Origin of the sequence: Salmonella sp. 741265050_HSA (assembly GCF_046569445.1) — a bacterium.
Taxonomy (GTDB): Bacteria; Pseudomonadota; Gammaproteobacteria; order Enterobacterales; family Enterobacteriaceae; genus Salmonella; species Salmonella enterica.
This window is the reverse complement of record NZ_JBKFSV010000017.1, coordinates 60428-75600: the sequence shown is the minus strand read 5'-3', so window position 1 is coordinate 75600 and position 15173 is coordinate 60428. Positions and strand designations below refer to the sequence as shown.

Genomic DNA, 15173 nt, shown 5'->3' with positions numbered 1-15173 from the left:
CACTCCCCGGCGTCCACGGTGAACGACAGCCCGCGAAACAGCGTCCTCTCGTCCCGCTCGCAGCACAGATCTCTGGCTTCAAGCATCATTGTCATTGCGCATATTCAGGTTGATATGGCGTATAAACACCGGTCAGGCTTTCCAGGAAGGCGACGATATCGTCAATATCGTTTTGCGGCAGATCGGTGCCAACCTGGTAACGCAGCATCAGTTTTACCGCGCCATCCAGCGTCGGTACGTCGCCCCGATGGAAATAAGGCGCCGTTAACGCGACGTTGCGTAAGCCCGGGACTTTTTGCCGTAATTTATCGCGAACCTCTTTGGTGACGTTCATACGACCAATATCCGCTGCGGTAATTTCGCCAAAATTAAAGTCTCGCTTTAATCCCAATGGTTCAAAAGAGCGCCCGCCTAAAATGATACCGCCGTGACAGGTTGCACATTTATTTTCTTTAAATAATTGATAACCGTGTTTCTGTTGCGCGGTCAGCGCATTTTCATCTCCACGTAGCCATTTATCAAAGGCGGAATCCGGCGTTATCAACGTTTTTTCAAATTCGGCGATCGCATCAGTAATATTTCCCCCGGTAAATCCTTGCGGATAAACCGCCTGGAAATCTTTTTTCAGGACAGGATCTTTATCAAGCTTGCTAATAATTTCATCCCAGGATTTAGAGGCCATTTCAATAGGATTTAACGGCGGTCCGCCTGCTTGCTCCTGCAGGGTTGCAGCACGACCATCCCAAAATTGTTCGATATTAAATACGGAGTTGAATACCGTCGGCGCATTTATTGGTCCTACCGCACCGCCAACGCCAATTGAGGTTTTTCTGCCATCGACACCGCCCGCATTTAACGCGTGACAATGCGCACAGGATATTGTGCTGTCGCCGGATAAACGTTCATCATGATAAAGCCGGAAACCTAAGTCGACTTTTTTCGCATCGACGGGAATATTGCGCGGAATAGGCTGAACGGGTTCATTCCGGTGCGCGGCGTCGGTATCGGCGCTGGCATAGTTGCGCTCACGCTGATCGGCTATCCAGTTCAGGATGTCAGTACGCTCTTTATCGCTGACGCCTCCCGCCCAGTGCAGCGCGACATAGCGGGTTGGCGGCATAGTCTGATGTTGCATAACCCATTCAATTTTATTCAGTTCGCTTTGCGGCACCGGCGTATCCGCAATCAGGGCGGCCCGTACCGCCTCCAGGCTAAACGATTTGTAGCCGAGCTGGATATCGTAATCCATTAGCTGCTTTGCCACCGGAAAAGAGGAATAAAAAGGTAATTCAGCGGAAGGCGTATGACAATAATCACATCCTTTCTCCCTGAAATAACCCAGTATTTTATTATTTTCACCCACAACCGAGGCCTGCACATCGCTTTTTTTACTGCGCTGTTTGTCGTAATACCATACATACCCGGACAAACCTAAATAACATAACAGCCCAACGGTGATAACCGTTGTCGCATAGAGGGTAATTTTTTTCATATCACTATCCTTATGGGGTATTGCGGCATGATTAATTAAATTTTATTTTTTTACTCATGAGGCCCGTCAATACTAAATACAAACCCATCATGGATATTGATTGGTATCAATAATTACAATTGGCTAAACCTATAGATATGATAACCCCCGACTATCGTAAGATTTATTTTGCGATGCCCGTCACAGGGTTTATTCAGCCGCAACAATGGATAAATCCTCTTTTCCGTCATCAAAACGAACGATAGCCAACAATAATTGACTTAACGCAGCATAAAAACCATAGGGATCATGCTTAAGGCAATTATTTGTAAATTCCGGAAGCCATTCCAGTAATGACGACAATGTTTTCTGGCGTAATTTATTCATTCTCCGTTGTTGGAACGATTCACCCAATGAAAAATGTAAATGGCTGAGTAATTCCAGATAAATCGCCAGGTGGTCGGCCGGCTCTTTAAAATCGTCGTTGACTTCCATCCCGGCTTCAAGCAATAAATGTTTAATCATGCCGGGTTCCTGCTGCGGGTATTGCGAGGCGTAGGGCAACGCCGATTTTTTATCCGTCATCAGGAACAATCCGCAAAAATCTGCGGCCAGCTCCAACTGCGCATCCTGGCGCAGGCTAAGCGCGGCAATTTTTTGTTCGAGTAACGCCACCGACGCCGCCAGCGCAGGCTGACGCTTTAACAGCGCCAGCCAGTCCGCGATTTCCGCGGACTGTAATTGTATTAACCCTTCATCATCCACTTCCCGGAAAAAGAGTAACGCCAGCCATGCATATACGCAGGCGTACTGTTCCTGAGCAAGCGCTGGCTGCTTAATCATGCGGATTCCCCTGCGATGCGGGTACATATTCACACTGCGCGACCATCTCGACCGGACCGTTAAACGCCGTGACGTTATCAATAGGGCCGGTATATTTTTCAATTTCCACCAGCGTCGTATGCGCGCTGGTCGCCTGCGCGAGCTGTGATGTACCGATATCCAGCGTTAATACGTTAGGGTTGCCGTACTTACACAACGCATTGATGTCGCCGCCTTTATCAGGATCGTACCAGGCGCCTTCATGAATTCGCGCCACGCCCGGCGCATAGCGATCGGAAACCACCGCCCCCGCCAGTACCTGCCCGCGTGCATTGAATACCCGCACGATGTCACCGTTGCGGATCCCGCGCGCGCTGGCATCCTGTGGGTTAATAAAGACCGGCTCCTTGCCGCCAACGGCATATTGCTGACGCAGCGTTTCCGACTCGCACAGTTGGGAATGCAAACGGAAATCAGGGTGGACGGATTGTAAGTGCAACGGCCAGCGCTGCGATCCCGGCCCGCCATGCGAGCGTTCGATTTTTTCGAACCACATGGGATGGCCCTGACAATCGTCGTATTGCATGTCGGCGATCGTTTTGGAGTAAATCTCGATCAAACCGCTTGGCGTGCCCAACGGCTCCAGGTCCGGATCTTCACGGAAAGCCTGATGGCGCACAAACATCTGCGGATGATCAAACTCGATGTACTCCTGTTGATTCCAGAACACCTCGAAAGTCGGTAAGTGGATACCGCGACCTTTTCCCTGCTGGCTCCCTTCCTGCCAGATGCGTTTCAGCCAGCCCATTTCATCAAGACCTTCCGTGAATGCCGCTTCACGGTTAAAGCGTCGGCAGAGATCGCGGAAAATATCAAAGTCGTTACGCGCTTCAAACTGCGGCGACACCACCTGTTTCATGGCGATAATCCCGCGGTTAGAGTGATTGCCGAACTGATCGAGGTCGTTACGCTCAAATTGGGTGGTAGCCGGCAAAACGATATCCGCAAAGCGGCAGGTCGACGTCCACTGGTTATCAATAGCGATGACCGTTTCCAGCTTGCGCCAGCCTTCAATTATGCGGTTAATTTGTTGGTGTCGGTGGAACGGGTTGGTCCCGGCGAACACGCACATCTTCAGCGGCGGTAATTTAACCGATTTGCCGTTCCAGTTAATGACCTTGCCCGGTTCAAGAATGGCATCCATAAAACGCGCAATAGGAATGGTGCTGCTGTAGCCTTTGTAATCCGTGCTGTCGTGTACTGGCGGAACGGTCGTCGAACCGGAAAAGCCGCTTAAAATGATCCCTTTACGACCAGGCGTCCCGGCGCCGTTGTAGTGCCAGCCAAAACCAAAGCCGCCGCCCGGTAAACCAATCTGTCCCAGCATTGCCGCCAGCACGACGACCATCCATGACCACTGTTCGCCATGCTGCATACGTTGCACGCACCAGCCAGCGATGATTTGCGTTCTGTCGCCCGCCATCTGCCGCGCCAACGCGCGGATGGTGTCGGCATCAATACCGCACAGTTTTTCCGCCCAGGCGGCATCTTTGGGCTGTCCATCTTTCTCGCCCAGCAAATAGGGGAGGAACTGGTCAAAACCGACGCAATAGTTATCGAGGAAATTTTTATCGTACAGTTTCTCGCTGTACAGGGTATGCGCCAGCGCCAGTTGTAACGGGACATCCGTCTGCGGGTTAATAGCGATATGTTTGACCTTATCGCGCCCCAGATAATCGTGCGTGGAGGTGACGACCGGGTCGATGCTGATGACCGAGATAGCGCCGCTGGCAACTTTCTCTTTTAATTGTTCATAGTACTGATAGACATCGTGATCCGGGCACCACCAGTTTGCCTGCTGGTTTTTCACCATATCAGAACCCCATAGCACAATCGTTTTACTGTTCTGTAAAACCAGAGGCCATGACGTTTGCTGCTCGTACACTTCCATTGAACCCACCACACGCGGCAGAATCACCTGCGCCGCGCCGGTCGAATAGTCCCCTCCCGTGCTGACGCTATTGCCATGTAGCGCAATCGCGCGCGCCAGCATCCCGGAGGCGTTATGGAACATGCCGGTAGATTGCCAGCCGCTCGCCGTCAGTAACGCGCTCGGCCCGTAGGTTTTTTGCACCCGCTCCAGTTCCTGATAGAACAGATCCAGCGCTTCATCCCAGGAGACGCGCACAAAACGATTATCGCCGCGCTGCGAGGTGTCGCTTTGATGACCTTTGCGCATCCAGTCGACGCGCACCATCGGATAGCGAATACGCGCCGCGTTGTGGACGTGATCGGGCAGACCAGCGATCATTTTGGACGGGTATTTATCCTGTTCAAACGGTTTTGCCGCCACAAATCGACCGTCAACCACCGTGGCGCGAATCGCCCCCCAGTGAGAACCGGTAAGGATACCCTCTTTCGTCGCGGCGCCTGGCGCAACGGCATCCGCTGCGCTGGCGCTACGGGGCGTCAGCAGTGACGGCCCCAGCATTCCTGCCACCGTCAAACCGCCAAGCTGCGCCAGAAAACGTCGACGAGAGACGTGTAACGAGTCCTTATTTTTCATTGTGTTCTCCCTTATCGCTGTGCGGCGTGTTGGTGGTATCAGACGCATTCATCTGGAGATATTTCAACAAGGTACGTTCTTCACGCTTATCCAGACTGGTGAAACCGATCATGCCGTTGAGCGTGCCGATCCAGCCGTTAGCGTCAAAGTGCGCTTTGTCCGGCGCGCCGTGACACTGATTACAGGTGCCGTTATAGAGGGAGTCGGCATAGGCCCAAATCGGTTTAATGTCATTTACCATGTCGCCTTTTTGCATCCACGCGGTTGCCTGTAATTTGCTCCACTGAGTATTGGTCGCCGCGACGGTGGTCTCTTCCAGCGTTTTCACATGCTGTTGCACATCGCCGCGAATCGAGGCGACAAAAATACGTTTACCGGGCAACTGCGTCAGCACGCGCTGGCGACCGTCCGTCTCCGTCCAGCCTTCGATTTGCACTTGCAGCCAGTCACCGTCCCGTTTAAGGACTTTCACTTCAGAAGCAGGTAACAGCGAACCTGCCGGTTCTTTATCGCCTTTAGCGGCGTAAATCGGCTTGATATCCAGCGAATAGAGCGTATCGCCGTCATTATGCGTACTGGCGCTGGCGCGCAGTTCATCAAACTGTTTGCGGAAACCGCTGCTCATATCCGGTAGCTGGTGGGCAATCCCTTTATGGCAGTCGATGCAGGACTGATTTTCTTTCGCGGCGATTTTCATTTGCCGCGCCGCTTCCGGGTTCTGTTTCGCGTGATCCATCGCATCGTAGTTATGGCAGGAACGACAGGTCGCGGAGTTATTCTCTTTCATGCGCGCCCATTCACGCTCGGCAAGCTCGGCGCGTTTGGCTTCAAATTTTTCCGGGGTATCAATCGAGTGGGCGATAAATGTCTGGTAAAGATCGTTGCTGGCTTCCAGCTTACGTTTCACCATGCCTGGAATATCAGGGGGGATATGGCAATCGTGACATTCCGCGCGTACGCCGGAAGCGTTCTGGAAATGTACGGACTGTTTATATTCCTGATACACCGGCTGCATACTATGGCAGCTGACGCAAAACTCTGTCGTACTGGTCAGTTTGATACCGACGTGAGGTAACACGATCAGCGCAACGCCGATCACAATCCCGACAATGACCAGCGCCAGTATCGACCAACGGGCGCTTGGCCTGAGTAGCGCTCTCCAGAGTTTTCGCATAATAGCCCCTGTAATTATATGGTTTAATGCGCAGATCTTATTCCGCAAATATGAACAGCGTCACTGGTCAGGATGAACGGGATACGGCAATATATGAACAGATATGAACAGAAAGAGACCGCGCGCAGGATGTCACATCACATTGTTATTGTTGAGGATGAACCTGTTACTCAGGCCAGATTACAGGCCTATTTTGAGCAGGAGGGGTATCGCGTTTCGGTGACCGACAGCGGCGCGGGCCTGCGTGACATCATGGAGCATGAGCACGTTTCGCTGATCCTGCTGGATATCAACCTCCCCGATGAAAACGGGTTGATGCTGACCAGGGCGCTACGAGAACGCTCCACGGTGGGCATTATTCTGGTGACGGGGCGTTGCGACCAAATCGACCGCATCGTCGGACTGGAGATGGGCGCGGACGACTACGTCACCAAGCCGCTGGAACTGCGCGAGCTGGTAGTACGGGTGAAAAATCTTTTGTGGCGCATCGATCTGGCCCGCCCCACGCCGCAAAATGCCAGTGAAAACTGCTATATGTTTTCCGGTTACTGCCTGAACGTGATGAATCACACGCTGGAGCACAATGGTGAAGCCATTAAGCTTACGCGCGCGGAGTACGAGCTACTGCTGGCCTTTGTGACCAACCCAGGCAAAGTGCTGCATCGCGAACGCCTGCTGCGAATGCTTTCCGCCCGCCGCGTAGAGACCCCGGATCTCCGCACGATTGATGTCCTGGTTCGCCGCTTACGTCATAAAATTACACCGGAACTGCTGGTCACACAGCATGGCGAAGGCTACTTTTTAGCCTCGGAGGTGTATTGATACAGATAGACGGGCCGAAATCCCGGAGGCGATAGCGAACGGCGAACGCGCGCGCTGTCGGCGTTGTTATGCGTCAAAATAAGCACCGGCGGGCTGATATTTTCAGGCACCGGTTGCCCCTGTAAGACCTTAATCGACTGCGTTATCGCTAATTCTCCCTGCCAGGCCATCTGATCGCTGAGCGCCATCAGGATATGGCCGCGTTTTAAACCGCGATAAACCTGATGCGTCAGATAAAATGAGACGATCGTGAGCGGAGTCGTCAAATTTCGCCCTTCGCCCATCGCCGCCTCCGCCGCTATCGCCGACCCGGCGACCACATTGGCGTCCGGATGGCGCTCCAGCATTTCCTGGAGTAAGTTTCGTTGCACTTCAATGTCGTTATCGCCCCAGGCGATATCCACAATGTTGATGGCGCTGCCTTTAATTGCCTGACGAAAACCCGCCACCATCTCCTGACTGCCGCCGGCTTCTTCCGGCCCCGGGAAGAGTAAAACGTTAAGGGCTTTTCCTTTGCTCCACTGCACCAGGAAACGTCCCGGCAGATACCCCATCTGAAACCACGGCAGACCAACGCGGGTTGCGACGCTGGCATCGTGAATCATGTTCACCAGTTCAATAACCGGCACATTACCGGCATACCGTTCCAGTTCCGGGAAACGATCGGTACTGCTGCCAAGCAGAATAGCGTCGGCGCCCCACTCCCGGCATTGCATCATTTGCTGTTGTTGCGTCGCCAGTTGCCGATAGCCATTCGCTTCCAGCACTTTTAAATCAACGCCATACAATTTGGCCGCTTTTTGCATCCCGTAGTTGACGGACAACCAGTAAGAATCTTTCAGGCTGGGGTATAATGCGCACAGTTTCCAGGGTTTACTCGCATTGACTGACGTTTGCCGCCAGGGAATCGCCCGATCGGCGCGCGTCCAGTGTAGCAGTCCGGTTTCGGCTGACGCCGTTTCTACATTCGAGACGATGATTATCAAAAAAAAGAACGAAATAAGCGCGCGCATGATAGCCCCACCAGCAACAAGGTTTTATCCTAATGGTTTTTCCGGCGGCAACTCAACCCATTTCACCCGCGGCGCATAAATGTCAACGCCTTCACTGACCCGCAGATTATGGCTGGCCTTCGCCCTGATGGCGGCACTCACCCTGCTCAGCACCGTGATCGGCTGGATAAGCCTGCGCGTCATTAGTCAGGTGGAACAAACCAATACGCAAGCGCTGCTCCCGACGATGAATATGGCCAGGCAGTTAAGCGAAGCCAGCGCTTACGAGCTCTTCTCCGCGCAAAATCTGACCAATGCCGACAGTGAGGGCGTTTGGCTGGCGCAGGGGAAGATGCTGAAAGCGCAAAGCCTTAAAATTAACCATCTTTTGCAGGCATTAAGCGAGCAGGGATTTAATACCTCGGCCATCGCCCGGCAAGAAAAAGAGATTGCGCAAACGCTTGGGCAACAGGGAACGCTGGTCGGTGAAATTCTCACGCTGCGCGCACAGCAACAGCAGTTAAGCCGCCAGATTGCGGAGGCGGCGGAAAGCATTGCCGCCCAGGCTCACGGCCAGGCCAATAATGCCGCGACATCTGCGGGCGCCACCCAGGCCGGTATTTACGATCTTATCGAAAGCGGTAAAGGGGATCAGGCTGAACGCGCGCTTGACCGGCTGATTGATATCGACCTTGAGTATGTGAATCAGATGAATGAGTTGCGGGTCAATGCCCTGCGGTTTAAGCAGCTCATTGTGACCTTAAAAGACGCGCAAGGGCTGAGCGATGCCGAGGACACCGATGAAAAACTTAATCAGTTGGTTAAAATTTTATCCCGCCGCCAGCAGCGTATAGAAGATCCTACCGTTCGCGCCCAAATCGCCGACGCGCTGGAGAAAATAAATCAGTACACCACACTGGTTACCCTGTTTCGTAAGGAAAACGCCATCCGCGACCAGCTTCAAACGCTTATGGCCAATAACCTCTTTCAGTTTACCCGCTTCAGTACGGAAGTGTCACAGTTGGTGAACGCCATCGAAAAACGAAACGAGGCTGGGTTAGCGCGTCTTACACACGCCAGTCAGCGTGGGCAAATAGGGTTAGTGATCTTAGGCATCCTGGCGCTGTGCTCATTAAGTTTTATTCTTTGGCGAGTGGTTTACCGTTCCGTATCCCGCCCGCTGGCGCAACAAACGCAGGCCTTACAGCGGCTACTGGAGGGCGATATTGATTCGCCGTTTCCGGAGGCGGCTGGCGTCAGCGAACTGGATACCATCAGCCGTCTGATGGAAGCGTTTCGCGCCAACGTGCGCAAATTAAACCGCCATCGTGAGGATTTGGCGGAACAGGTGCGATCGCAAACGGCGGAGCTTCATGCGCTGGTGCTGGAACACCGGCAGGCGCGCGCCGAAGCGGAAAAGGCCAACGAGGCGAAATCGACGTTCCTTGCCGCCATGAGCCATGAAATTCGCACGCCGCTTTACGGCATTCTCGGTACGGTACAATTGCTGGCCGATAAACCGCTCATGGCAAACTACCGCGACGACTTACAGGCCATTAATGATTCAGGCGAATCGCTACTGGCGATTCTTAACGATATTCTTGATTACTCGGCGATTGAAGTAGGCGGCACCAACGTTTCTATTAGCGAGGAGCCGTTTGAACCGCGACAATTGTTGAATAGCGCGCTGCATTTAATGCACAGCCGCGTGCAGGTGGCGCTCATCGCCGACTTTAGCGAGCAACTCCCCTCCACGCTACAAGGCGATCCGCGCCGGATACGTCAAATTGTGATTAATCTTTTAAGTAATGCGGCGAAATTTACCGATCGCGGCAGCATAGTGCTGCGCACGTTTTGCGACGATCAGAGCTGGTTTATTGAGGTTGAAGATACCGGATGCGGTATCCCTGAAGCAAAGCTGACGGCTATTTTCAAACCGTTTGTGCAGGCGACAGGACGCCGGGGCGGGACGGGCCTGGGGCTGGCTATCAGCGCCAGCCTGGCAGAGGCAATGGGCGGGACGCTAACCGTCACCAGTACGCTTCATGTTGGCAGTTGTTTTCGTTTACAACTACCGGTTCGCCACCCCAAACCCGCAAGCAAAAGTGCGTTCAGGGAACCGATAAATCTTAACGGGCTACGTCTGTTGCTGATTGAAGATAATATGCTGACGCAGCGTATTACCGCTGAAATGCTCACGGGTAAAGGGGTGAAGGTCTCAGTAGCTGAAAGCGCGAATGACGCGCTACGCTGTTTAGCCGAAGGCGAGCCCTTTGATGTGGCGCTGGTGGATTTTGATTTACCGGATTATGACGGCTTAACCCTGGCGCAGCAGTTGATGAGTCAGTATCCCGCCATGAAACGCATTGGTTTTAGCGCGCATGTGATAGACGATAATCTTCGTCAGCGTACCGCCGGTCTTTTTTGCGGGATTATTCAAAAGCCCGTTCCCCGCGAGGAGCTTTACCGCATGATAGCGCACTATTTACAGGGCAAATCTCACAACGCGCGGGCGATGCTGAATGAACATCAGCTTGCCGGCGATATGGCGTCTGTCGGCCCGGAAAAACTCCGGCAATGGGTCGCGTTATTCAAAGACAGCGCGCTGCCTTTAGTCGAGGAGATCGAGGCGGCGCGCGCCATGAATGACGACGTTAACATTAAGCGGCTGGCGCATAAATTAAAAAGCGGCTGCGCCAGCCTGGGGATGACGCAGGCAACCGAAGCCTGTCGGGAGCTGGAATTGCAACCGCTTAGCGATATAGATATTAAAACTATCGTGACGCAGGGAGTGACGGCGCTCGACGCATGGATAGCCGGTCATCCTTCGCCATAATAGCTTCCGGCTCGCCAAACGACGCATTTCACATCACCAGTTATCAGAACATAAAACAGTACGCCGAGGGTATAAGAGGGAAATAGCCTACGGCTACTGCCTGTTTAATGATTCTGTGTTTTTTCGTCCTGTAGCCGTGCCTGCTCCGCCAGGGCGGCAAAATCTTTTTCGCTGTAATAGTGCGCGGGAGGCGGTAGCTGCGCCATATCCTCGCTGGGCCACAATTGTAGTTGCGCCAGCGTGCTAAGCTGGATACCGCGCCAGCGATGGGGCAAGCTCAGCGGCAATAGCGGCATTATCTCGCCAGGAATGGCGGTCGGCAGGCGGTCATCGCCCATCTGATAATTACGATGCAGCACCAGATATTTTTCCGGTACCCGCCGCTGGCTGTTCCACCAACGGCCATCAAGCATATCAAACTGAAAACGGGTGATCTGCGCCGGCTGCGCTGCCAGCTGCGTCAGCGCTTGCCGCAGCGCAGTTTCCATCGCCGTGTTGTACATCTCTTGCGTTTTCGTCTGGCCGCCGACAATTAAAGACGCCGCCAGACGGGCACCCGCGAGGTTAGAATAGAGATCTTCCGGCGAAAAGGCCGATACTCCCTCAGAAAATCCGCGAACAGACTCGAAACCGTACCATTGGGCGATTTCGTGCCACTCCGCCACCTGGAACGCCAGATGCGCCGACAGCCAGGCGGCCAGCGTGTAACGCTCGCGTGCATCGACCGGAGGGGTAAAAGCAGTAAAAACCAGACGCCGTTCGGCCAGCTCCTCGCCCAGATTCAGCGTAAAAGCCTGCCCCAGCTTTGGTAGTAGTTGGCTGAAGATATACACTGTCATATCAGCGGTATCCCGCACATGTGCGGTGTCGATGAATCCGCCACGCAAGGTATACACAATACCGTTATTCTCACCGCTAAGGCCAATCAGGTTTGCCACGCCCGAGTACAGATGGTCGTTGTACTGATGATGCCCCAGCAAGTCCACCGTCACGACGTTATTTAACTGATAGAACGGAACCGGCAGTCCCAGCAGCTCGGCATGCAGGTCGTAACCAAAAGCGCAACACGGACGCAACCCCTTTGGCAGCGGCTGCGGCGGCATCGTCGGCCAGGCTTCACTGGCAGCTGGCATTGGGAGAGAGGACAGATAGAGCGTCAGTGGTAAGGCGGCGCGAGCGCTCCCCGTCAGAAACAGCAGCGCCAGAAAGATAACCCGAACGACGGACCTCAAAATGCTTCTCCTACCTGAAAATAAAAACCGCTGCTAGCTTTGCCCACGCCGTAATCCAGCCGCACGTTGACGCGCGGCTTGAACTCAAAGCGATAGCCCACGCCCGCAGAAGGCAGCCATCGTCCGTCATCCAGATGGTGCAAAGACGATCCCATGGTGCCCGCGCCCACCCAACCGACAACGCCATGCCGCCAGCTCAGCTTATGGCGATATTCCAGCTGACCACTGATAGCATTTTTATCGCGATAGCGCCCTTCATAATAGCCGCGCATACGATGGTTACTGCCCAGCAGCGGCAGCATATTCCACGGCACATCACCCTGAGTAAAAGCGCCGTCCGTTTCCCAGGCCAGCACATCTTTATCATTGACGGCATGGTAACGACTATAGTGCAGTTGGTATTCATCAAACCGCGTATCGCTACCGACGTCCGGTGCGAAGTGGGTATAGCGAAGGGTGGCATACTGCCCTTTGCGTGGGTTAGGTATAAAATCACGATCATCCCAGCTAATCTCAACGCTACCGCCGTTACTCAGTGAAGAACAGCCCTGCGCTGTACTTTGAATTTTGGGCGGATCGGTCTCATCAATTTGCGCGGCGTGCTGTATATCCAGCGTCCAGCCAACGCCAAGATAGATATTGTTAACAAGCCGACGATACAGCATGGGTTGCAGATCCAGCACCTGCGCAGTATAGGCCTGCTTATGGCTGTCTTTATCACCGGCGGCAAAACCCTGTCCCCAATAGTAAGTGGGCGTGTCGCTCAATGCGCCAGTGAGGAAGAAACGCCAGCGATCTTGCGCGAAAAAAGCGTAATTTTGCAGGCTTACGCCAAAAGCGCCTGTGGAGCTGAAATAGCCGCTCAGCGACAGCGTGGATACCTGGCTAACCTTATCGGCAGGATCGGGGCGATACATACCGACGATAGCGGTGCCGATGCCCAGCCCCAGTTCAGGGGTATAAAATGGCCCGGGCATTACTCCCCAGTTGACGCCTTTGGCGGCATCGTAAGTATCGCTATCCCCCATTTGTTGTAGCCAGCCGTCCACCTGACTGCGGCTGGGCAGCGCCGCCTGCGCCACGCCGGACAGCACACCGGCGACGCAAAGCAACAGTCGGCAATGGCAGCGGTTCAAAAGCGGTACTCACCGGCCACAAAGAAGCTATTGCGCTCGGCAAAGCCAAACTCGGTGGTAACGTTGAAATGGCGGGTTATTTCATACTGAGCGCCCAGCAGCATGTTCCACGGTGATTGTAGATGCTGTTTGACGTCAAAGCGGCCGTTATTGTTATAGTTAGCCATACTCACCAGCCTTTGTAGCGTCGCTGACGGCATGGTCAGGTCGTCGAGGCTGCCTTTAAACTCCTGCTGCACATCCTGATACATGCTGCCGACCCAGACGTTTAGCTTGCCCGACGGCAGATGCATCTTATCTATACCCGGGGTGGTAAAACGGTAACCAACGCGAGGTGAGACGGTAAAGGCGTCGATGCTGCCATCAAGAATATCGAACTGTGTCTGGGTGTAGTTAGCATCAACAGCGGTAAACCAGTTACCTACGCCGCCGACCAGTGTGGTGCCGATGCCATAGGTAGTGCCTTTAAAGTCGAGTTTAAACTTGAGGTTTTGCAGATCAGCGGGATGAAAAACGTGGCCATTTTTCGTCATCAACCCAACACCAATTTGCGAAATGGAATGACCATCGGTATAGCCCACCAGGCCGTACACATTCATAAATGGCAGCAGCCAGGCATCCAGCTTGACCGTTTCGGTCTTGCTCTTTTCACGGGTATGACCGACGTTAATTTTAAATGCGTTATCTAATGGAATTCCCCCGTTGGGACCTAAAGCCAGGCCATTAAAGTTGATACTATCAACGTTAATATTCTGCCCAATATTCATGTAGTTAATATTGAGGCCAAATGGCTCGGGAAGCTCATAGCCACGCTTTCGGGCTTCATCCCCCAGAAAAGGCAACACTGATGTACTGGCAGGCTTTGCCACCGGCGTTATCGCGACTGGCGGTGTGGCAGCAGATGGGACGTCATCCTGATAGCTATAAACAGGCGACAGGTTCGCCGGGGAGCTGGTAGCCGCCCAGGTAGAAAAAGCCATAGCGGGCAGCGCCAACAGCAAAAGGGAGCGTTTTTTCATAATGATGAAGCGTTTATTCTGGCGAGAAGCGCCGCCGGATCGAAAGGAGGAGGGAGAATATAGTAATCGTCGCCTGATGAGCGGGATTTCTGTGCGAATTAATCTTTTGAAATAAAAAACTATTTTCTACAACGTCTTTGTTGCAACACATTAGCTTCATGGGTGGAACTATCGGCCCGACGGCGATCGGGCCGGAGTGAATCAGGACAGAACATGTTGTTCAATCGCCCAGGCAACACCATCTTCAAGGTTCGATTTAGTCACAAAGTTAGCCACCTCTTTGACCGACGGAATGGCGTTGTCCATTGCCACGCCCATACCGGCGTATTCGATCATCGCAATGTCGTTTTCCTGATCGCCAATCGCCATCACCTCCTCTGGCTTAATACCCAGCGCCTCGGCCAGTGATTTTACGCCAGTGCCTTTATTAACCCGTTTATCGAGGATTTCAAGGAAATACGGCGCACTTTTCAGCACGGTGTACTTTTCCTTCACCTCTGCCGGTATACGCGCAATCGCCCGGTCGAGAACGGCAGGCTCATCGATCATCATAACTTTCAGGAACTGGGTGTTCGGGTCCATCTTCTCCGCTTCACAAAATACCAGCGGAATGGTCGCCACATACGATTCATGCACCGTGTAGTAGCTGATATCGCGGTTAGCGGTATAAAGCGTATTTCGGTCTAATGCGTGGAAGTGAGAACCCACCTCACGGGACAGTTTTTCCAGGTAACGGTAGTCATCATAGCTGAGCGCCGTTTGCGCAACCGTACTGCCGTCCCCTGCTTTCTGCACCAGCGCCCCGTTATAGGTGATGCAATAATCACCGGGCTGTTCCATGTGAAGTTCTTTCAGGTAACTGTGCACACCCGCATACGGACGGCCTGTGGTCAGCACCACGTTTACCCCTTTTTCACGCGCAGCGGCAATCGCGTTTTTAACCGCCGGAGAAATGGTGTGATCGGGCAGCAGAAGGGTGCCATCCATGTCGATAGCAATGAGTTTAATAGCCATGAAATCCCCGCATTAAATGAGTCCTGACTCATGCTAACGCGATTCCGCTCAAAAAACAGTAAAGAATCCGAGAGAAAGGGGATAAGATT

The 15173-nt window shown here is 53.3% G+C and carries 11 protein-coding genes and 1 pseudogene; 2 read left to right on the top strand and 10 right to left on the bottom strand.

All coding sequences use genetic code 11. The annotated features are described in order from the left end of the window. The 5 genes and pseudogenes from ACLD4F_RS19750 to torC form a co-directional block, all read right to left on the bottom strand. Positions 1 to 86 (bottom strand): annotated as a pseudogene (locus tag ACLD4F_RS19750) (heme ABC transporter ATP-binding protein CcmA); the annotation flags it as partial. A 5-nt stretch (positions 87 to 91) separates the two neighbouring features. Beyond that, the gene (locus tag ACLD4F_RS19745) at positions 92 to 1492 is read right to left on the bottom strand and encodes a cytochrome c peroxidase (protein ID WP_411010999.1); all 1401 of its coding nucleotides are present in this window, start codon (positions 1490 to 1492) and stop codon (positions 92 to 94) included. 189 nt (positions 1493 to 1681) lie between these two features. After that, on the bottom strand, positions 1682 to 2314 hold the full coding sequence (torD, locus tag ACLD4F_RS19740) for a molecular chaperone TorD (protein WP_000595415.1): 633 nt from the start codon (positions 2312 to 2314) through the stop codon (positions 1682 to 1684). After that, positions 2307 to 4859: a trimethylamine-N-oxide reductase TorA gene (gene torA / locus ACLD4F_RS19735; RefSeq protein ID WP_097362967.1), complete on the bottom strand. Its 2553-nt coding sequence runs from the start codon at positions 4857 to 4859 to the stop codon at positions 2307 to 2309. Before torA ends, torD begins: the two co-directional genes overlap by 8 nt. Next, positions 4849 to 6033, bottom strand: a complete 1185-nt coding sequence (gene torC, locus ACLD4F_RS19730; protein ID WP_001230254.1) for a pentaheme c-type cytochrome TorC — start codon at positions 6031 to 6033, stop codon at positions 4849 to 4851. The genes torA and torC overlap by 11 nt, the downstream gene beginning before the upstream one ends. Positions 6034 to 6162: 129 nt before the next feature. Between torC and torR the strand changes: the two genes are divergently transcribed. Then, positions 6163 to 6855 carry a two-component system response regulator TorR gene (gene torR, locus ACLD4F_RS19725; protein ID WP_001562512.1) on the top strand — a complete coding sequence of 231 codons (693 nt, stop codon included), beginning with the start codon at positions 6163 to 6165 and terminating at the stop codon, positions 6853 to 6855. Here the strand turns inward: torR and torT are convergent. Next, positions 6828 to 7868: a TMAO reductase system periplasmic protein TorT gene (gene torT / locus ACLD4F_RS19720; protein ID WP_001202038.1), complete on the bottom strand. Its 1041-nt coding sequence runs from the start codon at positions 7866 to 7868 to the stop codon at positions 6828 to 6830. The two genes, torR and torT, sit on opposite strands and share 28 nt — an antisense overlap. 79 nt (positions 7869 to 7947) lie before the next feature. Here torT and torS point away from each other — a divergent pair, with 79 nt between their 5' ends. Further along, positions 7948 to 10683 (top strand): TMAO reductase system sensor histidine kinase/response regulator TorS, encoded by a 2736-nt coding sequence (gene torS, locus ACLD4F_RS19715; protein ID WP_079965518.1) that lies wholly within the window; start codon positions 7948 to 7950, stop codon positions 10681 to 10683. Positions 10684 to 10787: 104 nt separating this feature from the next. Here torS and ACLD4F_RS19710 read toward each other — a convergent pair whose 3' ends face one another. The 4 genes from ACLD4F_RS19710 to yidA form a co-directional block, all read right to left on the bottom strand. Further along, positions 10788 to 11915: a DUF4056 domain-containing protein gene (locus tag ACLD4F_RS19710; RefSeq protein WP_411010998.1), complete on the bottom strand. Its 1128-nt coding sequence runs from the start codon at positions 11913 to 11915 to the stop codon at positions 10788 to 10790. Beyond that, the gene (locus tag ACLD4F_RS19705; RefSeq protein WP_023138228.1) at positions 11912 to 13051 is read right to left on the bottom strand and encodes a BamA/TamA family outer membrane protein; all 1140 of its coding nucleotides are present in this window, start codon (positions 13049 to 13051) and stop codon (positions 11912 to 11914) included. The genes ACLD4F_RS19710 and ACLD4F_RS19705 overlap by 4 nt, the downstream gene beginning before the upstream one ends. Then, a complete protein-coding gene (locus ACLD4F_RS19700) occupies positions 13048 to 14070 on the bottom strand; it encodes a hypothetical protein (protein ID WP_411010997.1) in 1023 nt (340 codons plus the stop codon). Before ACLD4F_RS19700 ends, ACLD4F_RS19705 begins: the two co-directional genes overlap by 4 nt. A 201-nt stretch (positions 14071 to 14271) precedes the next feature. Continuing rightward, a complete protein-coding gene (gene yidA, locus ACLD4F_RS19695; protein WP_000985571.1) occupies positions 14272 to 15084 on the bottom strand; it encodes a sugar-phosphatase in 813 nt (270 codons plus the stop codon). Positions 15085 to 15173: the final 89 nt, after the last annotated feature.

Excerpts from the sequence above, each read along its gene's own strand:
- ACLD4F_RS19745 (WP_411010999.1), bottom strand. The coding sequence starts at position 1,492 with ATGAAAAAAATTACCCTCTATGCGACAACGGTTATCACCGTTGGGCTG.
- torD (WP_000595415.1), bottom strand. The coding sequence starts at position 2,314 with ATGATTAAGCAGCCAGCGCTTGCTCAGGAACAGTACGCCTGCGTATAT.
- torA (WP_097362967.1), bottom strand. The coding sequence starts at position 4,859 with ATGAAAAATAAGGACTCGTTACACGTCTCTCGTCGACGTTTTCTGGCG.
- torC (WP_001230254.1), bottom strand. The coding sequence starts at position 6,033 with ATGCGAAAACTCTGGAGAGCGCTACTCAGGCCAAGCGCCCGTTGGTCG.
- torR (WP_001562512.1), top strand. The coding sequence starts at position 6,163 with ATGTCACATCACATTGTTATTGTTGAGGATGAACCTGTTACTCAGGCC.
- torT (WP_001202038.1), bottom strand. The coding sequence starts at position 7,868 with ATGCGCGCGCTTATTTCGTTCTTTTTTTTGATAATCATCGTCTCGAAT.
- torS (WP_079965518.1), top strand. The coding sequence starts at position 7,948 with ATGTCAACGCCTTCACTGACCCGCAGATTATGGCTGGCCTTCGCCCTG.
- ACLD4F_RS19700 (WP_411010997.1), bottom strand. The coding sequence starts at position 14,070 with ATGAAAAAACGCTCCCTTTTGCTGTTGGCGCTGCCCGCTATGGCTTTT.
- yidA (WP_000985571.1), bottom strand. The coding sequence starts at position 15,084 with ATGGCTATTAAACTCATTGCTATCGACATGGATGGCACCCTTCTGCTG.